Genomic DNA, 25074 nt, shown 5'->3' on the forward strand with positions numbered 1-25074 from the left:
GGGCGTACAAGTAGAAAGGATTGTCATGTCCAAGGAATTTGACGTCGTCGTGATCGGCGCCGGCCCCGGCGGCTACATCGCCGCGATTCGCGCCGCGCAGCTCGGCAAGACCGTTGCGTGTATCGAGAAGTGGAAGAACCCGGCCGGCGCGCTGAAGCTCGGCGGCACCTGCCTGAACGTCGGCTGCATCCCGTCGAAGGCGCTGCTCGCGTCGTCGGAAGAGTTCGAGAACGCGTCGCATCACCTGGCCGACCACGGCATCACGGTCGACGGCGTGAAGATGGACGTCGCGAAGATGCTCGGCCGCAAGGATGCGATCGTCGAGAAGATGACGAGCGGGATCGAGTTCCTGTTCAAGAAGAACAAGATCACCTGGCTGAAGGGCCATGGCAAGTTCACCGGCAAGACCGATGCCGGCGTGCAGATCGAAGTGAGCGGCGAAGGTGAAACCGAAGTCGTCACCGCGAAGAACGTGATCATCGCGACGGGCTCGAAGGCGCGTCACCTGCCGGGTATCCCGGTCGACAACAAGATCGTGTCGGACAACGAAGGTGCGCTGACGTTCGACTCGGTGCCGAAGAAGCTCGCCGTGATCGGCGCAGGCGTGATCGGCCTCGAGCTCGGCTCGGTGTGGCGTCGCCTGGGTGCCGAAGTGACGGTGCTCGAAGCGCTGCCGGCATTCCTCGGTGCAGCCGACGAAGCGCTCGCGAAGGAAGCGGCCAAGCTGTTCAAGAAGCAGGGCCTCGACATCCATCTCGGCGTGAAGATCGGCGAAGTGAAGACGACCGCCGACGGCGTGTCGATCGCTTACACGGACAAGGACGGCAACGCGCAGACGCTCGACGCCGACCGCCTGATCGTGTCGGTCGGCCGCGTGCCGAACACCGACAACCTCGGCCTCGAGGCAATCGGCCTGAAGGCGAACGAGCGTGGCTTCATCGACGTGGACGACCACTGCCGTACCGCGGTGCCGAACGTCTACGCGATCGGCGACGTCGTGCGCGGCCCGATGCTCGCGCACAAGGCGGAAGACGAAGGCGTGCTGGTCGCGGAAGTGATCGACGGCCAGAAGCCGCACATCGACTACAACTGCATTCCGTGGGTGATCTACACGTACCCGGAAATCGCATGGGTCGGCAAGACGGAACAGCAGCTGAAGGCCGAAGGCCGCGAGATCAAGTCGGGCAAGTTCCCGTTCTCGATCAACGGCCGCGCGCTCGGCATGAACGCGCCGGACGGCTTCGTGAAGATGATCGCGGACGCGAAGACCGACGAACTGCTCGGCGTGCACGTGATCGCCGCGAACGCGTCGGACCTGATCGCGGAAGCCGTGGTGGCGATGGAGTTCAAGGCGGCGTCGGAAGACATCGCCCGCATCTGCCATCCGCACCCGTCGATGTCGGAAGTGATGCGCGAAGCGGCGCTCGCCGTCGACAAGCGCTCGCTGAACAGCTGAGCGCGGTATAGCGCCGGCCGGCCATTGGCCGGTGCAGCCGTCTCATGACGAAGGCGGGCGGGGGTTTCCCGCTCGCCTTCGTTCTTTCCGGTTTGCCCGATGAACGTCACCGAATACTACACGCGCGAACTGACCACGCGCGGCTATCAGTCCGATCCTGCCCAGCGCGCGGCCGTCGATCGCCTGCAGCAATGTTTCGACGAGTGGGTCGAGTACAAGGCGCGTCGCTCGAACGCGTTCAAGAAGCTCATCAATCATCCTGACCTTCCGCGCGGCGTCTACATGTGGGGCGGCGTCGGCCGCGGCAAGAGCTTCCTGATGGACAGCTTCTATGCGGTGGTGCCCGTGCAGCGCAAGACGCGCCTGCATTTCCACGAATTCATGCGTGAAGTCCACCGCGAACTCGAGGAGCTGAAAGGGCAGGCCGATCCGCTCGACGAGCTCGCGCGGCGCATCGCGAAGCGCTACCGGCTGATCTGTTTCGACGAATTCCACGTGTCGGACATCGCGGACGCGATGATCCTGTACCGGCTGCTCGATCGCCTCTTCAACAACGGCGTGCAGTTCGTGATGACGTCCAACTACGATCCCGACGATCTGTATCCCGATGGCCTGCATCGCGACCGCATGCTGCCGGCGATCGCGCTGATCAAGCAAAAGCTCGACGTGCTGAACGTCGACGCGGGCGTCGACTATCGCCAGCGCACGCTGGCGCAGGTGCAGATGTACCACACGCCGCTCGGCGCGGACGCCGATCGCGAACTGCGTCATGCGTTCGCGAAGCTCGCCGCGGTGCCCGACGAAAGCCCGATCCTGCATATCGAGAAGCGTGAGTTGAAGGCGCTGCGCAAGGCTGACGGGGTCGTCTGGTTCGACTTCGCGACGCTGTGCGGCGGCCCGCGTTCACAGAACGACTATCTCGAGCTTGCCAGCCGCTTCCATGCGATCGTGCTGTCGGAAGTGCCGCAGATGTCGCCGCGGATGGCGTCCGAGGCGCGACGCTTCACCTGGCTCATCGACGTGCTGTACGACCACAAGGTCAAGCTGCTGATGTCCGCGGCGGTGCCGGCGGAGCAGCTGTACGTCGAAGGGCCGATGGCGAACGAGTTCACGCGCACGGTGTCGCGGATCGTCGAGATGCAGTCGAAGGAATACCTCGAAACGCCGCGTCGTATCGTCGATACTTCGCTGACCTGATCGCGGTTGCCGGCGAGCGGCGGGCTTCAAAGGTCAATTCCGGTCAAATTCCCGCAATCTCCGGGTATTTTCGGACTCGTCTTATGTTCACGGTTGAGGTCAGCCGATATCGTTGTGTCATGGTTCCCAAGGCTGGAGATATCCATGACACCGTATCGCGATCTGACTGACCATGAGTGGCGCTGCGTCGCGCCGCTTTTGCCCGAAATGCAGCCGCGCACCGAGTTGCGCGGCCGACCATTGGCCAACACACGCGCCGTCCTGAACGGCGTGCTGTGGATCATCTATAGCGGCGCGACCTGGTCCGCGATGCCGCGTCGTTACCCTTCGTACCAAACCTGCCACCGCCGTTTCAAGGTCTGGCACGAGACCGGCACGCTGTGGCAGGTGATGCACGCGTTGTATGGCGACGCAGGCACGGATCTGTGCGACCAGCTGGCCACGCGGATGCGCAAGCACGCGCAATCGAAGGCGGCAGCGGTGCGCAGTGCCGTGGCGCCGGTCTATCGCACGCCGCGCAGCTACACGGCGGATGCGCTGAAGCGCGCAGCGTGATGTCGATCGGTTCCATGCACGTCGGCGTCAAAACAAAATCGGCCTGACGACGTCGTCGCAGGCCGATTTTTTTAACGCGTTGCGCGTGTCGACGCGCGTTGCGTCATTGTGCGCGAACCCAGGTCTGCGACCGGCCGAGCAGCGATACGCCGATGTAGCCGCGCACGACGAGCTTCTGGCCGCCGTCTTCGAGCGACATCTTGCACTTGTAGACCTTGCCGTTCTCCGGGTCGAGAATGTTGCCGCCGTCCCAGTGATCGCCGTCCTTCTTCATCGCCTTGATGATCGTCATGCCCTTGATGAGCTGATCCTTGCGCTCGTCCGTGCATGCGGTGCAGCGGCGATCGGGCGTGTCATTGGCGCCGAGGCCTTTGACGACCTTGCCCGACAGCGAGCCTTCGCCGTCGTCGGCGATCTGCACGAGCGCCTTCGGCTGATGCGTGTTGTCGTCGATCGTCTGCCACATGCCGACGGGGCTGTCGGCCTGGGCGAAGGTGGGAGCGGCGCAAGCGAGCAGTGCACTTGCGATGGCCAGTGCGCGCAACGGGCGGGTCAGTTGAATCATCGTCTTCCTCCTTGTTTCATGTCGTGTTCGATGTGCCCGCACGACCGCCTGCATGGGGCGGTGGCATGTTGCGAGCTTTGCCAGAATACGTGAAACCGCACGCCGCGTTTGATAGAGGGGGTTCTAATCCAAACGGCCCGCGAGACGCAGGCTGCCTCGTGACCGATCAGTTGAGCTGATACGAGAACGCGGCATTCACGCGCGGGCTGCGCGATGCGCTTTCAACCGGTGCATCGCCGACCGGCTTCGCGATGTTCAGGTCGAGACTGTAGTAGCGGCTGTCGGTAAACCGCACGCCGATACCGACCGACGACAGGCGGCTCGGCGACGGCGTGCCGGTATGCAGGTACACGCGCGCCATGTCGTACGCAATGTACGGCGTGATCGATTTCATGTACGTCCAGCCCGGCGTGAATCCGCGGTTGACCTCCAGCGACATCCCCCAGCCCGAGTCGCCCGACGTTTCGCCGGGCTGGTAGCCGAGCGCATAGCGCGTCGAACCGAACGAGATCTGCTCCGACGTCGGCAGCGAGTCGGGGCTGTACTGGCCGGTCAGCGAGACCGACGTGCCGATCTTGAACGGCCATTCATTGGTTTGCGTGAAGGTCGCGCCGGTGCGCACGAACGTCAGCGAGATCGGGCTGTCCACCGACGTCGTGTTCGAGCCGATCGTGATGTCCTGCGATTTCGACGCGCCGAGAATGTTGAAGCCCTTCGCGACGTTCACGCTCAGCTTCTGTACCTGCTTGGCCGATACGCTCGTGTAGTCGAGCTGCATCTGCAGCACGCGGACCTGCGAGCGTGTATCGATGCTGTTGCCGCTGATCTTGTTCTGGTAGCGGTCTTCGTTGTGCGACGCATAGCCGGACACGGTGCCGAGCAGGCTGCGCTGGTTGTTCAGCAGCAACGGATAGGATGCCGAAAGACCGAGCTTCTCGTTCTTGACGGTGCGCTCGACGGTCGACGGCAGGCCCGGGTTGTCGGTCGGCTTGCCGCGATACGTGCTGGCGTCGAGGCGCGTGACCAGGCCGCTGCTGCCGACCGGCACGGCACCGCTGAATGCGACGTAGGTCTGCTTGTCGCGTCCGGGCGGCACCAGCGCGGAAATGCTCAATTGCTCGCCGAACGACGTGAGGCCGTTCTCCGTTGCGGTGATGAGTCCCTGCACGCCCGGATGATTGAAATCGATGCCGGTGCTGATGTTGAATGCCTTGCGGTCGACGGCCAGTTCGAGCGTCGTTGCGCCGTCGGTCGTCTGCGGCGGCGGCACATTGGCCTTCACCGACACGCCGGGCAGGAGGCCGAACGTGTTCACGTAGCGTTCGAACGTCGCGCGGCGCAGCGGGCGATCGGCCGTGATGTGCGCGGCGATCGCGCGGATCTTCGATTCCATCGCGCCGGGCTTGCCGGTCACCTTGACGTCCGACACATAGCCTTCGACGACCGTGACGCGCACGACGCCGTTCTCGAACGTCTGCGCGGGAATGAACGCGAACGACAGCGCATAGCCGCGATCCTGGTACAGCTTGGTCACGCCGTTGGCGGTTTCGATCAGCTCGCCGATCGTGATGTCCTTGCCGACGAGGGGCGTGAAGCGACGCGAGATTTCGTCGAACGGCACCGACTTCACGCCTTCGACCTGGAACGTCGTCGGCGTCAGGTGCCGTGACAGCAGTTCCTGCAGTTGCGGTGCCTGCGGCGCGACCTGCACGGTGACGTTCGGGCCTTTCTGCGGGGCGTTGATCTGGGGGAGGGAATCGAGCGGGTTACCTGCCGCGCGCGTTTGTGCATGTGCCGTGCCTGCTGCCGCGATAGCGAGCAGCATCATCCATCTGTCGAGTCTGGATTTCATTGTTCTTCCTCGTAGGCCTTGCTTTTCGTCTTCTTTCTAATGCGGGCGCGCGACACCAGGGTGTCGCGCGCCGCGTGCCGCATTGCCGGTTGAATTGGTACGGCCGCGCCTCCTGCTCCGGCTGCAAAGGCGCGATCGTCCTCCTTTACTTGCCGACGCTACCCAGCGTGCCCAGCAGCCCCGTGACCGGTGCCAGCAGACCCGTCGAACTGCCCGACGATGCCGCACCCGTCACGCTGCCGACCAGCGACGTGACCGGTGCGAGCGGGCTCGACGAACCCCCGGTTCCCGCTGCACCGCCGACTGTTCCGGTGACAGTATTCAGCAAACCGGTGACGGGCGCGAGAGGGTTTGCCCCGCCTGCACCACCCGTTGCGCCGCCCAGCGTGCCCGTGACCGTCGACACGAGGCCCGTGACGGGCGCGAGCGGATTGCTGCCCGAGCTGCCCGTTGCGCCGCCGACCGCACCCGTGAGCGGACCGAGCGGCGTCGAGCCGAGACCGGACAGCAGGCCGCCGAGCGGGTTCGTCGAGCCGGAACCCGACGACGTGCCGTTCTGGACCGTAGCCGTCGAGCCGCCGACGAGGCTGGTGAGCAGGCCGGGGATCGGTGCCGCGCCGTTCGGACCGTTCGGGTTCACGAGGCCGCCGGCGTTGGTCACGGTGTTGCCGACCGCAGTGACGAGCTGGCCGACGTCGCCGACGAGTGGCTGGTTAGACGTGCTTGCGACCTTCGTGCCCGCCGAGCTGATTGCACCGCCGACCTGACCGAGCAGGCCCGACACGGGCTGCCCGAGGCCGGTGGTCGTGCCGACCTGTTGCGTGACCTGGCCTGCGGTGATCACCAGCGGCGTGATCGCCGAGCTGAGCGGCTGCGTTACCTGCTGCACGGCACCCGACGACAGCGTCGAACCGATCGTCGTGCCGGCTGCCGAGAGGCCGTTGGCAACCGTGTCGAGCACGGTTCCGACCGGCGTCGTGACAGGGGCGAGCGGCGCGAGCTGACCCGTGCCGAGCGCCTTGACCGTCGAACTCAGCCCGGAAACGGTGTTACTCGTCGCGCCGACGACATTCCCGAGGCCGGCGACCGTCGTGCCGACGGGATCCTTGATCGAGCCGGTCTGTCCCAGCCCGTTGCTCAACGCATCGGCAGCCGCGTTGATGATCGTGCCGGTGCTCGAGACGGTGCTGCCGACACCCTTCGTCACGCCGTCGCCGAGGCCGGGCACGCTGATGTTGCCGACCGTGCTGCCGAGGTCGGTTGCCGTCTGGCCGACCGTGCTGACAGCGCCCTTGGTGCCGGTGGACGAGCCGCTGGTACCGCTCGTACCGCTGGTGCCGCTCGTGCCGCTCGTGCCGCTGCTGCTGCCGGCATTGCTGCTCGTCGGCGGCGTGCTGACGCTGTTGCCGCCGCAGGCGGCCAGCAGGCACGCTGCGGCGAAAGCGGTGAGGGGCGCGCGCCATTGGCGCAGGGCGGCCGTCGTGATGGAACGTTGCTGGGACATGATGGACTCCTCGCTGTCTTGTCGATGAATGGATGTTCGATTACTTGCCGTGCGTGCCGCCGAGCAGGCCGCCGAGCAGCGACGTGACAGGCGCGAGCAGGTTCGAGCCCGAGCCCGAATTCGTGACGGCGCCCGTGGTGCCGCTCAGTGCCGGTACGCCGGCCGTGCTGGTGACCGCGGACACCGCGCCCGTCACCGGAGCGAGCGGGGTGCTGCCGCCTGCGCCGCCCGTTGCGCTGCCGAGCGCGCCGGTAACCGTGGAGACCAGGCCCGTGACCGGAGCGAGCGGACCGCCGCTCGTGCTACCCGTTGCGCCGCCAAGTGCGCCGGTGACGGTGGAGACCAGGCCCGTGACCGGAGCGAGCGGACCGCCGCTCGTGCCACCCGTTGCGCCGCCAAGTGCGCCGGTGACGGTGGAGACGAGACCGGTGACAGGAGCGAGCGGGCCGCCGCTGGTGCCACCCGTTGCGCCGCCGAGTGCGCCGGTGACGGTGGAGACGAGACCGGTGACCGGAGCGAGCGGGCCGCCGCTCGTGCCGCCCGTCGCGCCGCCGAGCGTGCCGGTGACGGTCGTGAGGAGGCCCGTGAGCGGCGCGAGCGGGTTGGTCGCGCCGCCGGTGCCGCCCGTGAGCAGGCCGCCGACGGCCTTCACGGTATTGCCGGTCGACGAGACGGTGCCGCCGAGGCCGGTCGTGACGGGGTTGCCGCCCGTCGACGCGATCAGCGCGCCGCCCTGGTTCAGGCCGTTGCCGATCGTGCCGAGCAGCGTGTTGACTGGGGCGCCGAGGCCGGTGGCCGTCCCGATCGTCTGCGTCGTCTGACCGACCATCGTCGTGATCGGCGTGATCGCCGAGCTGACCGTCTGAGTGACCTGCTGGATCGGGCCGGTCGACAGCACGTTGGACAGCGTGGTGCCGCCGTTCGAAACCGCGTTGCCGACCTGCGTCACGAGGCCGCCGACGGCGCCGGTGACGGGGGCGAGTGGCGACAGCGGGCCGCTGCCGAGGCTCGTGACCAGGTTGCCGGTCTGCGTGACTGCGCCGCCGAGCTGGTTCACCACGCCGCCGGTGCTGGCGACCGTGACGCCGACCGGGTCTTTCGTCGCGCCGAGCTGGCCGAGGCCGTTGCCGAGGCCATTGCCGAGCGCAGTGACCGCGCCGCCGACGTTCTGGATGATGCCGCCCGCCGCCTGCGTCGTGGCCGGGTTGACGCCGGGCAACGACTGGCTTGCGACGACGCCGCCGAGGTTTGACACGGTGCCGCCGAGATTGGTGACGAGATTGCTGCCGCTTGCGAGGACCTGACCCACTGCGTTCGACGACACACCGGAGGTGCCGCTCGTGCCGCTGGATGTGCCGCTGGACGTTCCGCTCGTCGTGCCGCTGGTGCTGCCGCTCGTCGAGCCGCTCGTGCTGCCGCTGGTCGAGCCGCTGGTGCCGCCCGACGTGCTGCCGCTCGTCGAACCGGACGTGCCGCCCGAGGTGCCGCCGCCCGACGTGGAGATCGAGTCGCCGCCGCCCGAGCTGGAGCCGCCGCTGAGCCCCTTGCTGATGGAGCCGGAGCCGCCGCACGCGGAGAGGGAAAGCATGGCTGCCACGGTGGCCGCGATCATAGTCGTCCGGAGCGTGCCATGAGGGATAACCTGAATGTCCATTTCGTCCTCGCATTGAAGCTGATGTTGTGTTGAGTGATGCGGGGATTACTCTGCAACTGTCGTGCCATTTCGATGGCCGACGGATCGATGATTGGTTTTAAACGGGGCAATTCCTTGTCGGAAAAGGGATTTAGGCAAACTGAAAGATTGTTGAATCTGTTTAAGAACGGTCGAATGAGAACGGTTTCGGCCGTTTCGTAACGTAACGTCACAACAATGGCGTTACGCGTGCGGCGTAACGTGGGCGGGCGTGCAGGCCTGGCGGGTGGTCCGGCTGTTTTACTGATGGATTAGGTGTGCACATCTAACCTATCGTAAGTCCTATGTGTAAGTCGTACCGAAACGCCGTACAAATACGGCTGTGCTCCCGGAAAGTTTTTTCGATCCGGTCTTAAAAGAGGTTGGAAGTTAAATAGGATCGGATATAGAATCCGGAGCAGGTGTAAGGAAATGTACAGCTCGGTACACGACGTTCGAGGAGGGTCACTATCGCGAATGTTAACTTGCATCAAATTGTGATACATACCCCTCGGGGTGACATATAAAGAAAGCGCATCCGGTTGTCGTTACTTAGTTGTGGCGAACGACGCGGGGCAAGGGCCAGATATACGGGAACTACAACGTATAAAAGGCCAAAAAACGTACATACAGGCACGAGGAATTAAAAAATGAAAGCACTCATCAAGCGCTTCCTCAAGGAAGAAGACGGGGTTACCGCAATCGAGTATGGGCTGATTGCGGGTCTGATTGCTGTTGCCATCATCGTGGGCGCCTCCTCGGTGGGGTCCAATCTCAACAGTACCTTCTCGAAAATTGGGACCTGTGTCTCGGCGCCGAGCAGCACGTGCTGGACTGCGGCTGCTTCGAGTTAATCGCGGCGGGTGAGAGGGCGCGGGTTCCGGAAATCATCTTGCGGCTGGGCAGCGGGCGGACTGCATTAGTTGTTCGCCCGCGGATCTGGCCGGGATCCATCGCGGCGTGATGGTACGTCTTATTTTCTGCGGGACATTCCTGGGCTGGGTGGTATTTGTCGCGGCCAGTGATATCCGTCTTCGGCGCATTCGAAATTCACTCGTCATTTTCGGTTTGGTGGTCGCATTGGTGGGCGCGACGACCTCCGTAAATCCGTTTGGAATTTCCCTCTCTCAATCATTGGCGGGCGCGGTCGTAGGGCTGATTTGCTTTTCGCCCTTGTTCGCATTGCGCGTCATGGGCGCGGCCGACGTTAAGGTATTCGCCGTACTGGGTGCATGGTGTGGTGCGCAAGCGTTGTTGTGGCTTTGGGTTGTCGCGAGTCTCGCCGGGGGGCTGCACGCGCTCTGGTTAATGCTGCTGTCGCGGACGTCTGTTTCCCGACTGTACAAGCGCACGACGCCCACCATGACGCTCGGCGGCCGTCGCGCGACGCCCTATGCGGCCTTTCTCGTTATACCCGCAGCTGTTTGGCTTCTGCATCTTATGTATGTGAGGGGAATGTGATGACTCGGGGGACGCAAGCGCGCCAGCCGTCCGCATGGCGGCGGCAACGGGGAGTGGCGGCGGTTGAGTTCGCTGTCGTCTTTCCTTTGTTCTTCCTGATTTTCTACGCGATCGTCACGTTCGGGATGGTGTTCATCATCCAGCAAAGCCTGACATTTGCGGCATCCGAAGGCGCGCGCGCTGCGTTGAACTACACGTCGGCGCCGTGCGACCGCCTGCAGGTCAATGCGCGAAATGCCGTGACGCAAGCATTGGGCGGCGCCCCGTGGTCGAAGAACGTCAGTTTCGCCGCGCAGGTGTCCACCTCGATACCGTCGCCGACGTCGACGCCCGGCGTGACCTGCGGCGGGACATTCACATCGACGTCCACCGCCGCATTCAACGTGATGGTGACAACGACCTATTCATACGCGGCGAATCCGCTGATTCCATGGATATTCCTGTTCACTGCGCCGCAGTTGCAGAGTAGTGCGACCGTGCAAGTTCAGCCAAGCATGCTCTGAATCGCAATCCTACTTAATCGAGTCGCCCGACCGTCATCACGCTCCAGAACCTGATTCCGGCATTCCGATATCAACATGGCCAACAATCTGACAAAAATCATCGCGGGGTTGCTGATTGCGATCGCTGTTCTGCTTGGAATCTACGCGTGGATGCTTGGCCGCAGTACGCCCGGTTCCGTCCCCGTGCAACAGGCTGTCGCTGCGAGCCCGGTGTCGGTAGTTATCGCGACGCGCGCGCTGCCGATGGGACAGCCGATTGCCGCCGATGCGTTGAAGGTTCAACCAGTTGCTCCTGCGCCGGCAGGTGCGTTTTCCGATCCGGCCGCCCTGGTCGGTCGCGTTCCGGCGAGAAACATTCTGGCGTCAGTACCGGTTGTGTCGGACGCACTGGTGTCAGGGCTTGCCGAGGACGTGCAGCCGGGCGAGCGCGCGATTGCGGTTCGTGTCGACGAGACCAATGCGGTCGGCAATCGCCTGCGGCCCGGCAACTTCGTCGACGTCTTCGTGAACCTGAAGCGTGAGGCGGGCGGCGCGATGCTCGACGGCGAAGTCGCGCAGACACAAGCGCGGCTCCTGATGTCGAAGGTGCGCGTGCTGTCGTTCGGCGACGCGACGCCGGAGCGCGACAGCGGCAGCAACACGAACGGCAATAACGGCCAGCCGAGCAACACGCGCATTGCGGTGCTCGCGGTGCCGACGGCGCAGGTCGATGCACTCACGCTCGGCGAGGCGAGCGGTCGGCTGACGCTCGCACTGCGCAATCCGCGCGACGACGAGCTTGCGATACAGACGGTGGCGGTGCGCACGGACAACAAGCTGTCGCCGTCGGCGCTTGCTGCGGCCGGCGTATCGCTGCAACAGCTGTCCGGTACGTCGAGGGCCGCGGTGGCCAACATGAACGTGCCGCCGTTGCCGTCGCGTCTGCCGCCGGCGGTGCGCGCGAGCGGCAGCGGAAGCGCGGGCAGCATCGAGTTGATCCGCGGCGGCCGGGCGGAAACGGTTGCGTATTGAACAACATCGATGGCCATCGATATCAGCGACGACAAGTAAAGGCCGTGCGACGGTCCAACAAACAATGAAAAACATACTGACTGCATTCGCGATTGCTCTCTGGACCTTGACATTCGCATCCACTGCAAGCGCGAGCGGCACGATTGAACTCGCGGTCGGCGCGCAGCGGCAGATTTCCGCTGGCCGCGCACTGCAGCGCGTTGCCGTCGGCGATCCGGCGATCGCCGATGTGCTGATCATGAAGGGCAGTCGTTCCGGTTCGGTGCTGCTGACCGCGAAAGCGCCGGGTACAACGAACGTGATGTTGTGGGAGCGCGGTCACGACGAGCCGACGGTGTGGAGCGTCGAAGTCGTCGACGCGGCCGCGCAAGCGGTCCTGGACGGTTCGACGCCGCAGGTGAAGGCGTACGGCGGGACGTCGGTGCTGCGGGGAACGTCGGCATCGCTCGATGCGCACGAACGTGCCGTGGCGGTCGCCAAGAACATGAGCCCGAAAGGCACGGTGATCGATCGTTCGACGCTGGCCGGCAAGAATGTCGTGCAGGTCGACGTGCGGGTGGTGGAATTCAGCCGCTCGGTGCTCAAGCAGGTTGGCTTCAACTTCTTCAAGCAGAGCAACGGTTTTTCGTTTGGGTCGTTCTCGCCGGGCGGCGTGCAGTCGTACAACGGCAGTTCGGGGCCTGGCGCGGCGGGGTACATTCCGACGCTCGGCGCACCGGTTGCGTCTGCATTCAACCTGGTCGTGAACGCAGCGGGCCGCGGCATCTTCGCCGACCTGTCGCTGCTCGAAGCGAACAATCTGGCGCGCGTGCTCGCCGAGCCGACGCTCGTCGCGCTGTCCGGCCAGAGCGCCAGCTTCCTCGCCGGCGGCGAGATTCCGGTGCCGTCGCCGCAGGGGCTTGGCTCGACCGCGATCCAGTGGAAGCAATACGGCGTCGGGCTGTCGCTGACTCCGACGGTGCTGAGCCCGAGCCGGATCGCGCTGAAGGTCGCGCCGGAATCGAGCCAACTCGATTTCGTGAACAGCGTGACGATCAGCGGTGTCGCCGTGCCGGGCATCACGACGCGCCGTGCCGATACGACGGTCGAACTCGGCGATGGCGAGAGCTTCGTGATCGGCGGCCTGATCGATCGCCAGACGATGTCGAACGTGAGCAAGGTGCCGCTGCTCGGCGACCTGCCGATCATCGGCACGTTCTTCAAGAACCTGAACTACCAGCAGAACGACAAGGAATTGCTGATCATCGTGACACCGCATCTCGTCGCACCGATTGCGAAGGGGGCGGTGCTGCCTGCGACGCCCGGCGAATTGTCCGAGCAGCGCGACGGGCCGGTGTGGCGATCCTATCTGGGCGGTGCGGCATCACCGGATGCGGCACCGGGGTTTTCGAAATGAATCTGAGGCATTGCGCGTCGTGGCACATCGCTACGCCTTGCGTAATCGGGGGTGTTCGACATGAATGCACGAACCCAATCGTTGTGTGAACCCGCCGTGACCGACTACTTCGTTTGCGCATCGACAAAGGAAGCGCATGTGCGCTGGCTGGCCGATACGCTGATGTCGGCCGGTGCGGTCGAGGCCGCGTCGCTGGAGCCGGGCGTGCTTGCGCAGCGCATCACGGGGCTCAATCCGGCGCTCGTGTTCATCGATTTCTCCGAACGCAGCGAAGCAGCGAGCGTCGCTGCGGCCACGGTACGCGCGGCACATCCGGGGTTGCCGATCGTCGCGCTGGGCTCGCTCGCCCAGCCGGAGAGCACGCTCGCCGCACTGCGCGCGGGCGTGCGCGATTTCATCGACGTGTCGGCATCGGCCGAGGATGCACTGCGGACGACGCGTGGATTGCTGTCCCACGTCGGCGAGCCGACGAGCCGTCACGGCAAGGTCGTCGCGTTGCTCGGCGCGCGCGCGGGCATGGGGGTCAGCACGCTCGCAGCGAATCTCGCGGTCTGGCTTCAGAAGCGGGCACTCGGGCCGGGTGCGGCGGGCACGGACGGCGGTGCGCCGGCCGGCCGCCAGACCGCGCTGATCGACCTGGGGTTGCCGGCCGGTGACGGCGCGCTGTTCCTGAACACGCGTTGCGAATTTCATTTCATCGACGCGGTGCAGAATCTACGCCGCATTGACCGCACGTTCGTGAACACCGCGCTCACGCGGCATCAGAGCGGTGTCGCGCTGACGACGCTGCCGCCGGACCTGGGCGGGTTGCGCGACGTGTCTTATGCGTCATGCGTCGGCCTGCTGAACCGTTTTCGTGCGTTCTTCGACCAGCAGGTCGTCGATCTCGGCGGGTTCTCGAATCGCGAGTTCGTCACGCAGATCGCCGCATCGGCCGATGCGGCGTGGCTGGTCTGCGACCAAGGCGTCGCATCGATCGTGTCGGCCGCCGACCTGCTCACCGGGTTGCGCGATGCGGGCGTCGATACCGATCGCGTCAAGCTCGTGGTCAACCAGTACGATCCGGCGCTGGGCCTGATGCCCGGGCAGATCGCCGAGCGTCTCGGGTTGTCGCTGGTCGGCAGCTTGCCCGCGCGCCGCGTCGCGATCGGCCATGCGGCGAACCAGGGGCGGCTCATCGTCGATGCGGCAGAGCGCGATCCTTACGTGCGCGCACTCGAATCCCTCGCCACGCGGTTGCCCGGCGTATCCGGCATGGCGGGCGCGTCGCGCGCGGCGCCCGGCCTGTCCGCGCTCAAACGTTTCATTCAACCTTCGTCCAAGCGGTCGTAACCGATGGCACACGACATTCAATTCGCCGACGGCGCAGCGCCGTTCTCCCAGACGCAGCAATTCCACGACATCAAGAATGCCGCGCACGAGCACCTGCTGACGCGTATCGAAGAACTGGGCGCCGAGTTCGGCCGATGGTCGCGCCAGGCGATCAATCAGTTCGTCGATCTCGAGATCGACAGCTTCGTGCGCCTGCGCCGCATTCCGCTCAACGAGAACGAGGTGCGTGCGATCGCCGAGGCGCTGACGAAGGAACTCGCGGGCTTCGGGCCGATCGAGGATCTGCTCGCGGATCCGGCGGTCGAGGACATCCTGATCAACGGCTACAACGACGTGTACGTGTCGCGTCACGGGATCCTCGCGAAGCTGCCAGTGCGCTTCACCGACAACGCGCATTTGTTGCGAATCGTGCGTCGGATCCTCGCACCGATCGGGCGCCGTCTCGATGAATCGAACCCGATGGTCGACGCACGACTGCCTGACGGCGGCCGCGTGAACGTCGTGATCGAGCCGCTGTCGATCGACGGCCCGATCGTGTCGATCCGGAAATTCCGCAAGGATCCGCTCAAGCCTTCGGACCTGCTCGGTAACGGCACGTACAACGAAGAGATCGGTGCATTGCTCGAGGCGGCGGTCGAGGCCCGCTGCAACGTGCTCGTGTCGGGCGGCACGAGCTCGGGCAAGACGTCGCTGCTCAATGCGCTCGCATTCCACATTCCGGAGGCCGAGCGTGTCGTGACGATCGAGGATACGGCGGAACTGTCGCTGAACCATCCGCACGTCGTGCGGCTCGAAAGCCGGCCGGGCGGTTTCGACGGTAACGGTGTCGTGACGATTCGCGATCTGTTACGCAATACGCTGCGGATGCGTCCGGACCGGATCATCGTCGGCGAAGTGCGCGGCGGTGAAGTGCTCGAAATGCTGCAGGCGATGAACACGGGTCACGACGGTTCGATGGGCACCGTGCACGCGAGCTCGCCGCGCGAGTGCCTGTACCGTCTCGAGATGCTCGCCGGCTTCGCGGGCTTCCAGGGGACCGAGTCGAGCCTGCGTCGCCAGATCGCGAACGCGATCGACTTCATCGTGCAGATCGGACGCCTGTCGAATGGACGCCGCCGGATTCTGTCGATCACCGAGGTGACCGGGCTGTCCGACAACATCATCGCGACGCAGGAGCTGTATCGCTACGAAGCGCGCGTCACGCCGGAGGGCGAGGAAGTCGATCACTGGGAATCGCTGGGCATTCATCCGCATTCGCCGAAGCTCGCGCGTTTCCGCCAGACGCTGACGAACAACGGCCTGGGCGGTTTCGGCGGCGGCTTTGGCGGCGGCGGTTTCGGTCGCGGCGGGGGCTTCAATGTATAGCGCGACGATCTGGATGCTCGCGGTCGCGATGCTGTGCGTGGCATCGGCACTGATGCTGTGGCGACATGCGGAAACCCGGCGCGTGCGCACCGATGCGAAGCGCTTCATCGACAGTCGGCTGGAGCCCGGCGCACGCGCGGCGGCACCGGCTGCAAGACCGGCAGCATCCGCTGCGCCGCGTGCCGTGTCGTCATCCAGTGGCGCGCGCAATGCGGCGTCCGGTGCTTTCTGGGTCCACTGGCTTGCGATGGCGACGGAGTATCTTACCGACCTCGTGAACCGGGCCGGGATCGAAGGGGCACGCGGCAAGGCGATCGTCGCGCTGGCGGCTCTCGTGACGGTTGCGGCAATCGCGGGCAGCCGCGGCGGCGTGCTCGCGTGTTTCGCTGCGCTTGTCTGCGGGAGCGCGATTTTCGGCATCTGGCTCACATCGCGCATCCAGCGGCGTCGACTGAAAATCGTCCGGCAGATTCCATCGTTTCTCGACGGGATCGTGAGACTGGTGACGCTCGGCAACAGCGTGCCGGCCGCATTCCAGGCAGCGCTGCTGACGACGGAGGAGCCGCTGCGGGGGTGTCTCGACCACGTGTCCCGGATGTTGCGCACGGGTGTCGAGATCGATCGCGCGATGCTTCATATCGCGAAGATCTACCGGACGAAGGAATTCGAACTTCTCGGATCCGTGCTGCGATTGTCGGTCAAATATGGCGGCCGTGCGGACGTGATGCTCGAGCGCATGGCCGTGTTCATGCGCGACCTCGAGCAGGCGGAGCGCGAACTGGCGGCGATGTCGGCGGAGACGCGGCTGTCGGCGTTCGTGCTCATGATGCTGCCGATCGCGATCGGCAGTTTTGTCGTGATGACCAATCCGAAGTATCTGGAAGGCATGTGGATTGATCCGAACGGGCGCACGTTCCTTGTCTTCGCGTTCCTGATGCAGGTTGCCGGGAGCGTGTGGTTGTATCGAATGGCTCGACTCAGGTGATGCGATGACGGCAACTCAGATCGGCTCGATTGCTCTGGCGCTCGGCGCGCTGGGCGTGCTCTTGCTTGGAATGATCGCGTTGCTGCGTGCGAGGGCCGCGTCGCGTGCCCAACGCGCGCTGGCCGATGCGCTCGACCAGCGTATGGCAGCACTCGAAGCGGCCAAGCTACGGACCTCGACGGAAGAACGTACGGAAGCGAGACCGGACATGCGTGGCCAGCAGCGCATCGAGCGGATGCTCGCACGGTTGTCTGCGGCGGGGATGCGCTGGCTCGATACCGGTTTCGGCAAGCACATCGTCGCGGAAGAGGATCGTCGTCTTCTCGAACAATGCGGTTACGTCGACACGCGCACGCGCGGGCTGTTTCTGATCGCACGGATCGCTTGCGGGATCGCGGTGCCGGTGTTTTTCGCGGTAGTCGCGAGCGGACGAATGAAAGGCGGACACTGGACGATCGGCATGTTCGCCGCATTCGGGTTTGGCTTCATGCTGCCGAAACTCTATGTGCGCCGTCGTGCAGCGGCACGGCGCCAGAGCGTCGTCGATGAACTGCCTTTACTCGTCGACATGCTGCGCCTGTTGCAGGGCGTGGGATTGTCGCTGGATCAAAGCCTGCAGGTCGTGACGAACGATTTCCGCGGGATGATGCCGGTGCTGTCGTCCGAGGTTGGAATCGCGCAGCGCCAGTTTGCGGCGGGCCGCACGCGCGACCAATCGATGCAGCGGTTGTCCGGCGGGTTCGACAACGAGGACTTGCGCGCGATTGCCCGGTTGATGGTGCAGGTCGACAAGCACGGCGGCGCGGTGCAGGAGCCGCTCAAGCAGTTCGGCGACCGGCTGCGCGAAACGCGCCGCGCGATGCTGCGCGAGCGGATCGGTCGACTGACCGTGAAGATGACAGGTGTCATGGTCCTGACGCTGTTGCCCGCACTGCTGATCGTGACGGCGGGGCCCGGGTTTCTGGCGGTGATGCATGCGCTGTCGGCGCGTCATTGATGGTTGGAAGGAACGACGATGAAGCGGATAAGCAGGATGGCGAGGCACGCAAGTATGGCGATGGCGGTGCTGCTCCTTGCCGCATGTGCGACCAAGGAAAGCGGGTACGGCGTCGGTGCACAGACCGAACGTGCGGCGCTGATCCAGGCGGCTGACCAGAAACAGGCAGTGCCGGATACGCCCGCGATGTATCTCGGTCTGATCCAGCGGATGCAGGCACAGGGTCTCTATTACGCGTCGCTTGCGCACATCGACGCATACGACAAGGCGTACGGCGTGTCGCCGGACTCGATCTTGCTGCGCGCTGATGCGCTGCGCATGACCGACCAGCCGGCTGCGAGCGCGGCTGCATACACACAGTTGCTGAAGACGCCGCTCGCCGCGCGTGGTTTCCGGGGGCTTGGGCTGATCGCCGGTGCGGCCGGCGATTTCGCCCAGGCGGTACAGGCCCTGACGCAGGCGTCCGAGCTCGCTCCGACCGACGCGTCGCTGCTGTCCGATCTCGCCTATGCGAAGTTGCGTAACGGCGATGTGGTCGGTGCGCGGGTGCCGCTGATGAAGGCGGCGGAACTGGATCAACGCAACCCGAAAATCGTCAGCAACCTCGCGCTGTATCTGCTAGCTGCCGGGCGCTCGCAGGACGCGCAGCGGCTGATGAACCAGCAGCATCTTCCGACGGATATCCGCAAGAACATCGTCGGCGATGCCGCAAAAATCGCGGCCGCGGCACGTGCGCAGCAGCGTGCGGTCGCGACGCCGCCGGTGGTATCGCGGCGCTCCACGACTGCACCGATCACGCCGATGGCAAATAATTTCGGCTATGACCAGACCGTGCCGCTGCTGCAACGGTTTGCACAATGAACAGACAGGCGGGGAACGACATGAACAATAAATATTATCGAAACACGCTTGCGGGCCGCGTCGTGGTGTTGAGCGCGATCATGGGCATGGCGATGGGCACTGCAGCCGCACAGGCGCAACAGGGAACGGCACCGTCCGCATCCGACGTCGACCGTTCGACGAAGGAGTGGCTTTCGTTGCAACGAGACAATCGCGCGGCGGCGCCGACGCAACCGATGCTCGGCGATGTCGCGTCTGTCGTTTATCAGCGCTATCTCGATTCGTTCAAGAACAAGATTCCCGAGTCGATGAGCACGCAACTTGGTAGCTCGTCCGGTGGCATGTCGGGTAGCGGGCAGGGCGCGCAGTAAGCGAGATGACGATGCGCGTAGATCAACCATATGGATCTCGGCGGCGGGGTGCTCGCAGGCCGGGGAAGCGACGTCAACGCGGTTCCATCGTGGTCATGGCAGCGCTCTGGGTCACGGTCGCGATCGTCGTGCTCGGGGTCATCGACATCGCGAATCTGTATCTGCAGAAGCGGGATCTGCAGCGGGTCGCGGACCTGGCCGCGTTGGCGGCGGTGCAGCCGATGTCGAGCGATCCGACTGGTTGCCTGAGCGATGCGAAGAACAATGTAACCACGAGCGCGAACATCAACGACAAGGGTTATACGGTTACGCTGATAAGCGCCACGGCAACGGCAAATCCTACGGCGGGAAGGGACCAGATTGCCGTCAGTTGCGGGAGGTGGGATCCGTCGACCGCCTATGTGACGCCGGCGTCGGCCGCGGCGAATGCGGCGCAGGTGACGGCGTACCGGCAGGTGAGCTACTTCTTCCTTGGGCTGCTGAACAAGTTGAGCGGGCGGCAGGTCGTTGTTTCCGCAACGGCTACCGCACGCGCGGCGGCAATCGACACGTTCAGCGTGGGGTCGACGCTCGCGAGCCTGAATTCCTCGTCGTCCGCGATCCTTGACCCGCTGCTCACCGGATTGCTGGGCGCGTCGGCCAACGTCAATGTCGGTCTGGCGAGTTACCAGGCGTTGGCCGGGGCAAACATTACGCTGGGTCAGCTGGCGAACGTCGCGACACAGCTCGGCACCGCGGGGATGTCGAGTCCAGCCAGCGTCGGGAAGTTGCTTGGTCTCAATCTGACCGTAGCGGATATCCTGAACCTCACCGCCACCGCGGTCGGCAGCAATACCACGGTGGGCACGGTACTCACCGCGCTGAAGAACAGTGTTGGCGCCAACGTCAATGCCAACAAGATCTCTTTGGGAAGTCTCCTTCAATACTCGGGCAGCAATGCGGAAGCGGCCGCGAACGCAAGCATCAATGTGCTTCAACTGTTGCTGACGACGGCGGAGGTCGGGGCATACAACAGCGCGCTGACGGTGTCGGTCGGCCAAGGCAACTGCCCCGGCAGTCCGTTTTGCCCGCTCATTTCAGCGGTGTCGTCGCTGGTTCGAGTCAACAGCCTGCAATTGCAGGTGCTGGCACCGCCGTCGATCGGGATCGGCGAGGCCGGACAAGTGAACGGCATCTGGCGCACGCAGGCGTCGCAAGCGGAGATCGGACTCTACGTCGATGTGCAGGCGCTGTCGGATCCGCCTCCACTGGGAATTCCCGGCGTATTGACGCTTCAGCTGACGGGACCGCACTTGCCGCTCTATATCATCCTGGGCGGCCCAGGGCGCGCTTGGCTGGCCAATACGAGTTGCCAATCGACCCCTGCATCGAGCACCGCGACGTTCGGTGCGTTGCCGGGTGTAGCGATGATTTGCGCCGGACAAACAACTGGCGGCAAGCTGAACCTCAATTCACCGAGCTGTGCGTCCACCTCCGGCACGATTCCCGTTGCCAAGTTGTCGGGCGGGGGACTACTCGGCAATTTTTCGCTTCTACAAGTCGTCCTGTCGGTATCGAATCCCGTCGCGTACGTTGGGAGTAGCGCCAGCACGCCCATCTACAGCGGGCCGCCATTGCCCTCGACCCCTGGCGCGCTGAACGCCAGCCTGTCATTGAGCGGGACGGGGATCGTCTATCAGAACAGTTCGCAATACTCGTTCTGCAATACCAAGCCGAGCAACGGCGCTTGTACGTCGTCCGCGTGGTCTCCCGGGCCCAACTGGACCACGTCGTCGACGGCGACCAACACACTCAACGTACAACTGACCAATCTGTTGAATCTACCGTCGCTTCAGCTGAATGTCTTGGGGCTGGATCTATCGATCCTGACCGAGATTCTTCAGCCGCTGACGGGGCAGCTCATTCCTTTGCTGCTCGGGCTCGTCAATCCGTTGCTCAATACGCTGGTGACACCATTGCTGACGGCATTAGGATTGCAGATCGGACAGCTGACCGTGATTCAACACGGCTTGACTTGCAACGCCCCGCAAATCGTTCATTGAAAGCATCAACGATGAGAACCCCCTCCGCAATCGCAGAACTCGACCTGTACGTCTGGGAAGGCAAGGCGGACATTGTCGACCGCGTTGCCCGCTGCATGGCGAGCTTCGACGTCGAAGTGATCCGCGCCGACAATGCGGAAATCTCGCCGGAGCGCGCCGCATTGCGGCCATCGCTCGCGATCATCAGCGTGACGATGATCGAAACCGGCGCGGCGTTCCTGCGCGACTGGCAGGCCAACATCGGCATGCCGGTCGTCTGGGTCGGCGCGGCGCGCGACCACGACGCGTCGCAGTATCCGCCCGACTATTCGCACATCCTGCCGCTCGACTTCACGTGCGCCGAGCTACGCGGGATGATCGGCAAGCTCGACACCCAGCTGCGCGCGCATGCGGCCGATACGCTGCGGCCGTCCGAACTCGTCGCGCACTCGGAGTCGATGCAGGCGCTGCTGCACGAGGTCGATACGTTCGCCGACTGCGACACCAACGTGCTGCTGCACGGCGAAACCGGCGTCGGCAAGGAACGCATCGCGCAATTGCTCCACGAAAAGCATTCGCGCTACCGCGACGGCGAATTCGTGCCGGTCAACTGCGGTGCGATTCCGGACGGCCTGTTCGAATCGCTGTTCTTCGGGCACGCAAAAGGCTCGTTTACCGGCGCGGTTGTTGCGCATAAAGGCTATTTCGAACAGGCGGCGGGCGGCACGCTGTTCCTCGACGAAGTCGGCGATCTGCCGTTGTATCAGCAGGTCAAGCTGTTGCGCGTGCTCGAGGACGGCGCCGTGCTGCGGGTCGGCGCGACGACGCCGATCAAGGTCGATTTCCGTCTCGTCGCGGCCAGCAACAAGAAGCTGCCGCAGCTCGTGAAGGAAGGCCTGTTCCGCGCGGATCTCTATTACCGGCTCGCGGTGATCGAACTGAGCATTCCGTCGCTGGAAGAGCGGGGCGCGGTCGACAAGATCGCGCTGTTCAAGTCGTTCGTCGCGGAGGTGGTGGGCGACGAACGGCTCGCGCAACTGTCCGACCTGCCTTACTGGCTCGCGGATGCGGTCGCGGACAGCTATTTCCCCGGCAATGTGCGCGAACTGCGCAACCTTGCGGAGCGCGTCGGCGTGACGGTGCGGCAAACGGGCGGCTGGGACGCCGCGCGACTCCAGCGGCTGGTCGCGCATGCGCGCAATGCGGCGCAGCCGGTGCCGGTGGAGAGCGCGGCGGAGGTCTTCGTCGACCGCAGCAAGTGGGACATGAACGAGCGCAGCCGCGTGATCGCGGCCCTCGACGCAAACGGCTGGCGACGCCAGGATACGGCGCAGCAGCTCGGCATCAGCCGGAAGGTGCTGTGGGAAAAGATGCGCAAATATCAGATCTTCGACGAAGAGCCCGAGACCCGCGAAAGCGAATAATTAATGCGATAAAATCGCGCTGAATTACAACGACACGGGCAGGAATCAAAATTCATGAGCCATATGACGGGGTGGGGGCGGGCGTGGGTGTTGCTCGCGATGATGGGAGCCATGCAGGGTGCGTTCGCGCAGGGATTGGCGGGCAATGCATCGCCGGCGGTACAGCAGGCGTCGGCACCGGTGGCGGCGATTCCGATGATCGATCAGCAGGTTCAAACCTCGATACAGCCGCAGGCAGGCGAGACGACGGGGCAGAGCACGGTTGACGAACTGCAGCGCCAGATCCAGGCGCATTCGCTGACGGAAATGCGCACCAGCTATAACGGCAGCTACGGCGCCAGCCAGCTGTTCAGCGTGAAGGACGGTTGCTATTTCGTCGCGCTGTTCCAGCAGAAGGCGTTCTGGCGCGTGATCAAGACTTACGACGAATCGCGGGCGGAAGCGATCTATCGCGATTTCTCGCGTCAGGCGGAACGGCTGTCCGTCAACGAGCTGCGTGCGGCGAAGCTGGAGTCGCAGAAGGTGCAGACGGACCGGCAGATCGAAGTCGCGCAGGAGCGGGCGCGGCGTCTGCAGGCCGATATCTCGATCGCCCGCGAGCAGCAGGCGGCGGTCGCGGATCGCCAGAAGAGCGTCCGCAACGAAACGGCGGCGCTGCAGGCGCAACAGGCGGCGCTTCAGTCGCAACTGCGCGCGTTGCAGCAGCAGGTGCGTTCGCTGCAGCGGGAGGCCGACGCAGGTTTGCCGACGACGGCACACTGAGCGATCACGGCACGGCCGGTGCGGCGACATGCCGCGCCGATCCGCCAGAAAAAAGGGCAAGCCGCCTGGCTTGCCCTTTTGTTTTACTGGCCGTCCGGCACGATTCGCCGGCGGCGCGTGACGATCACCGGCCCGTTGCCGCCGCGTGCGTCGGACGGCGACGTGTTGCCCGATGCGTCGCCGGCATCGCGCGGTGCGCTGTAGCTTTCGCGCGGGGCGCCATAGCCTTCGCGGGGCTCGCGCGGCGCGCCATAACCCTCGCGCGGTTCACGGGAACCGTAGCCTTCACGCGGCTCGCGCGAGCCGTAGCCGCCGTCGCCACGCGATTCGCGGGGGCCGCCGTGCGAGCCGTACGGGCTGTGGCCGCCGCCTTCGCGGCCGCCCGGCCGACCGCCGGGCCGCGGGCCGCGGGGACCGCCGCCGCCCGGGCGCGAGCCGCCCGTGTCGAGCTGGATCGTGGAAATCGCACGCTTGTAGATGCCTTGCAGACCCACGGGGGTGCGCAGCATCACCAGGTACTGGTCGAACGACTCGATACATCCCGTCAGACGAATGCCGTTGACGAGATAGATTTCAACACGCTTACGTTCCTTGCGCGCCGAATTGATGAAGTCGTTTTGCGGATGGGATTCTGCGGGATTGGCCATTGAGGTGCGGCAGGAGCCTGCGTCAGAGAATATGTTGTGCGTGTGTGTGGCGTGGTTGCCCACCAAGTGTTTGGCGGGATTTTACCCTGTTCGTTCCACCAGCGCGCAGTCGTGATTGTGTCGAACCGTAACCCACTATAGACGTTCCCGTGCATTTTCGCGATTCGGTCAAATGGCTAGGCCGTTTCGTTACGTCGCGTTACGAATCTCGCAATGGCGTAGCACCTGGCGGCGCGCGCCGGGATTACATTCCACGCGCATGCCGGGCAGGCCGGCGGATCCGGGAAGGGGAACATGAACAAGAGGGGATTGGCGGTGTGGATCGGGAGTGTGGCGTTGCTCGCTTCCGGCAGTGCAATGGCGGGGCGGGTCGACCTGTCAGTGGGCATCGGCGTGCCGGTCGCGCCGGTCTATGTCGAGCCGGCACCGGTCTATGTGGCGCCGCAGCCTGCGGTGGTCGCTTATCCGGGTTACGGATACGGCTACTATGGCGACGAGGACGACGACGGCTACCGGAAATGGCGCAAGCACTATTACAAGCATTGGCACAAGCATCATCACGACGACGATGATGATTGAGCGCGACGTGCGTAGCGCCGGCGCCGGTTACGATCAGAACGCGTAGTCCGGGTTCTTCGGGTCGAACGCGGATTCGTCGAGCGTCGCCGGCGCGATTTTCTCGATGACGATCCGTTCGAAGATCCTGCCGTCGTTGTCATAGGACTCGATGGTCCTGAAGTAGGGCGCGTGCAGGTCGAGCCCGAGGATTTCCTTTTTCGCGTAGAACTGCGGCCGGCCGGTCGGCGTCTCGTAGGTGAGCGCGACGACGCGCACGCCGCCGATCGTCTTCGCCTCCACCTGGGTCGGCCGCTGCACGCCGGCTTCCTGGTATTTCCTTCCTTCGGTCAGGTACAGGTTCGTGATGAACTCGGTGCCGAGATCCTTCACCTGGTGATTCGACTGCGCACGCGCGAGTGCGCCGTCGAGCGCCGTCCACAACGGAATCTTGCCGAGCAGGCCGCCGAGATGGCCGTACGTCTCGTGCGGTATCGGCGATTTCCTCGGCGTGCAGGCCGGCTTGTGCGAGCGACAGCACGCATGCGAGTGCCGCGGCGGCGTACCGCGCGCGGCGCTTCGTTCCTTCGTTCATCGACAGCG

The 25074-nt window shown here is 64.5% G+C and carries 23 protein-coding genes and 1 pseudogene; 18 read left to right on the forward strand and 6 right to left on the reverse strand.

Annotation, left to right across the window (positions count from 1 at the left end; translation table 11 throughout):
• Positions 1 to 25: 25 nt before the first annotated feature.
• From lpdA to NQV17_RS24085, 3 genes are all read left to right on the forward strand, one after another.
• Positions 26 to 1456: a dihydrolipoyl dehydrogenase gene (gene lpdA / locus NQV17_RS24075; protein ID WP_257774135.1), complete on the forward strand. Its 1431-nt coding sequence runs from the start codon at positions 26 to 28 to the stop codon at positions 1454 to 1456.
• A 99-nt stretch (positions 1457 to 1555) separates the two neighbouring features.
• Complete coding sequence (gene zapE / locus NQV17_RS24080) at positions 1556 to 2653, forward strand: cell division protein ZapE (protein WP_257774136.1); 1098 nt, start codon at positions 1556 to 1558, stop codon at positions 2651 to 2653.
• A 114-nt stretch (positions 2654 to 2767) separates the two neighbouring features.
• The gene (locus NQV17_RS24085; RefSeq protein WP_257774137.1) at positions 2768 to 3208 is read left to right on the forward strand and encodes a transposase; all 441 of its coding nucleotides are present in this window, start codon (positions 2768 to 2770) and stop codon (positions 3206 to 3208) included.
• Positions 3209 to 3311: 103 nt separating this feature from the next.
• Here the strand turns inward: NQV17_RS24085 and NQV17_RS24090 are convergent, their stop codons facing one another.
• The 4 genes from NQV17_RS24090 to NQV17_RS24105 form a co-directional block, all read right to left on the reverse strand.
• A complete protein-coding gene (locus tag NQV17_RS24090; RefSeq protein WP_044846021.1) occupies positions 3312 to 3773 on the reverse strand; it encodes a DUF2147 domain-containing protein in 462 nt (153 codons plus the stop codon).
• Positions 3774 to 3939: 166 nt separating this feature from the next.
• A complete protein-coding gene (locus tag NQV17_RS24095) occupies positions 3940 to 5625 on the reverse strand; it encodes a ShlB/FhaC/HecB family hemolysin secretion/activation protein (protein ID WP_257774138.1) in 1686 nt (561 codons plus the stop codon).
• 145 nt (positions 5626 to 5770) lie between these two features.
• Positions 5771 to 7129, reverse strand: coding sequence for a collagen-like triple helix repeat-containing protein (locus tag NQV17_RS24100; RefSeq protein ID WP_257774139.1), 1359 nt, complete (start codon positions 7127 to 7129; stop codon positions 5771 to 5773).
• Between the two features lie 40 nt (positions 7130 to 7169).
• On the reverse strand, positions 7170 to 8783 hold the full coding sequence (locus tag NQV17_RS24105) for a collagen-like triple helix repeat-containing protein (RefSeq protein WP_257774140.1): 1614 nt from the start codon (positions 8781 to 8783) through the stop codon (positions 7170 to 7172).
• Between the two features lie 668 nt (positions 8784 to 9451).
• Between NQV17_RS24105 and NQV17_RS24110 the strand changes: the two genes are divergently transcribed.
• From NQV17_RS24110 to NQV17_RS24175, 14 genes are all read left to right on the forward strand, one after another.
• Positions 9452 to 9655, forward strand: a complete 204-nt coding sequence (locus NQV17_RS24110) for a Flp family type IVb pilin (protein WP_257774141.1) — start codon at positions 9452 to 9454, stop codon at positions 9653 to 9655.
• Between the two features lie 109 nt (positions 9656 to 9764).
• A complete protein-coding gene (locus NQV17_RS24115; protein WP_257774163.1) occupies positions 9765 to 10262 on the forward strand; it encodes a prepilin peptidase in 498 nt (165 codons plus the stop codon).
• Positions 10262 to 10765, forward strand: a complete 504-nt coding sequence (locus NQV17_RS24120; protein WP_257774164.1) for a TadE/TadG family type IV pilus assembly protein — start codon at positions 10262 to 10264, stop codon at positions 10763 to 10765. The genes NQV17_RS24115 and NQV17_RS24120 overlap by 1 nt, the downstream gene beginning before the upstream one ends.
• Before the next feature lie 75 nt (positions 10766 to 10840).
• Positions 10841 to 11776 carry a Flp pilus assembly protein CpaB gene (gene cpaB / locus NQV17_RS24125; RefSeq protein ID WP_257774142.1) on the forward strand — a complete coding sequence of 312 codons (936 nt, stop codon included), beginning with the start codon at positions 10841 to 10843 and terminating at the stop codon, positions 11774 to 11776.
• Between the two features lie 64 nt (positions 11777 to 11840).
• Entirely contained in the window at positions 11841 to 13172 is a 1332-nt protein-coding gene (locus NQV17_RS24130; protein WP_257774143.1) for a type II and III secretion system protein family protein, read from the forward strand.
• Positions 13173 to 13232: 60 nt separating this feature from the next.
• The gene (locus NQV17_RS24135; protein ID WP_257774144.1) at positions 13233 to 14504 is read left to right on the forward strand and encodes a fimbrial protein; all 1272 of its coding nucleotides are present in this window, start codon (positions 13233 to 13235) and stop codon (positions 14502 to 14504) included.
• A gap of 3 nt (positions 14505 to 14507) precedes the next feature.
• Positions 14508 to 15869: a CpaF family protein gene (locus tag NQV17_RS24140; RefSeq protein ID WP_257774145.1), complete on the forward strand. Its 1362-nt coding sequence runs from the start codon at positions 14508 to 14510 to the stop codon at positions 15867 to 15869.
• The gene (locus tag NQV17_RS24145; RefSeq protein ID WP_124667736.1) at positions 15862 to 16854 is read left to right on the forward strand and encodes a type II secretion system F family protein; all 993 of its coding nucleotides are present in this window, start codon (positions 15862 to 15864) and stop codon (positions 16852 to 16854) included. The genes NQV17_RS24140 and NQV17_RS24145 overlap by 8 nt, the downstream gene beginning before the upstream one ends.
• 4 nt (positions 16855 to 16858) lie before the next feature.
• Entirely contained in the window at positions 16859 to 17851 is a 993-nt protein-coding gene (locus tag NQV17_RS24150) for a type II secretion system F family protein (RefSeq protein ID WP_257774146.1), read from the forward strand.
• An 18-nt stretch (positions 17852 to 17869) separates the two neighbouring features.
• Positions 17870 to 18712, forward strand: a complete 843-nt coding sequence (locus NQV17_RS24155; RefSeq protein WP_257774147.1) for a tetratricopeptide repeat protein — start codon at positions 17870 to 17872, stop codon at positions 18710 to 18712.
• Positions 18709 to 19062: a DUF3613 domain-containing protein gene (locus NQV17_RS24160; RefSeq protein WP_374692737.1), complete on the forward strand. Its 354-nt coding sequence runs from the start codon at positions 18709 to 18711 to the stop codon at positions 19060 to 19062. The genes NQV17_RS24155 and NQV17_RS24160 overlap by 4 nt, the downstream gene beginning before the upstream one ends.
• A gap of 11 nt (positions 19063 to 19073) precedes the next feature.
• Positions 19074 to 21104 carry a pilus assembly protein TadG-related protein gene (locus NQV17_RS24165; RefSeq protein ID WP_257774148.1) on the forward strand — a complete coding sequence of 677 codons (2031 nt, stop codon included), beginning with the start codon at positions 19074 to 19076 and terminating at the stop codon, positions 21102 to 21104.
• An 11-nt stretch (positions 21105 to 21115) separates the two neighbouring features.
• Positions 21116 to 22507: a sigma 54-interacting transcriptional regulator gene (locus tag NQV17_RS24170; RefSeq protein ID WP_257774149.1), complete on the forward strand. Its 1392-nt coding sequence runs from the start codon at positions 21116 to 21118 to the stop codon at positions 22505 to 22507.
• 54 nt (positions 22508 to 22561) lie between these two features.
• Positions 22562 to 23269 (forward strand): DUF2968 domain-containing protein, encoded by a 708-nt coding sequence (locus NQV17_RS24175; RefSeq protein ID WP_257774150.1) that lies wholly within the window; start codon positions 22562 to 22564, stop codon positions 23267 to 23269.
• An 83-nt stretch (positions 23270 to 23352) separates the two neighbouring features.
• Here the strand turns inward: NQV17_RS24175 and hfq are convergent, their stop codons facing one another.
• Complete coding sequence (hfq, locus tag NQV17_RS24180; protein WP_257774166.1) at positions 23353 to 23916, reverse strand: RNA chaperone Hfq; 564 nt, start codon at positions 23914 to 23916, stop codon at positions 23353 to 23355.
• A 294-nt stretch (positions 23917 to 24210) separates the two neighbouring features.
• Between hfq and NQV17_RS24185 the strand changes: the two genes are divergently transcribed.
• On the forward strand, positions 24211 to 24495 hold the full coding sequence (locus NQV17_RS24185; protein ID WP_044846004.1) for a PXPV repeat protein: 285 nt from the start codon (positions 24211 to 24213) through the stop codon (positions 24493 to 24495).
• Positions 24496 to 24528: 33 nt separating this feature from the next.
• Here the strand turns inward: NQV17_RS24185 and NQV17_RS24190 are convergent.
• Positions 24529 to 24957: pseudogene (locus NQV17_RS24190) on the reverse strand (DUF1571 domain-containing protein); the annotation flags it as partial.
• Between the last annotated feature and the right edge of the window lie 117 nt (positions 24958 to 25074).

Origin of the sequence: Burkholderia sp. SCN-KJ (assembly GCF_024656005.1) — a bacterium.
GTDB lineage: Bacteria > Pseudomonadota > Gammaproteobacteria > Burkholderiales > Burkholderiaceae > Burkholderia.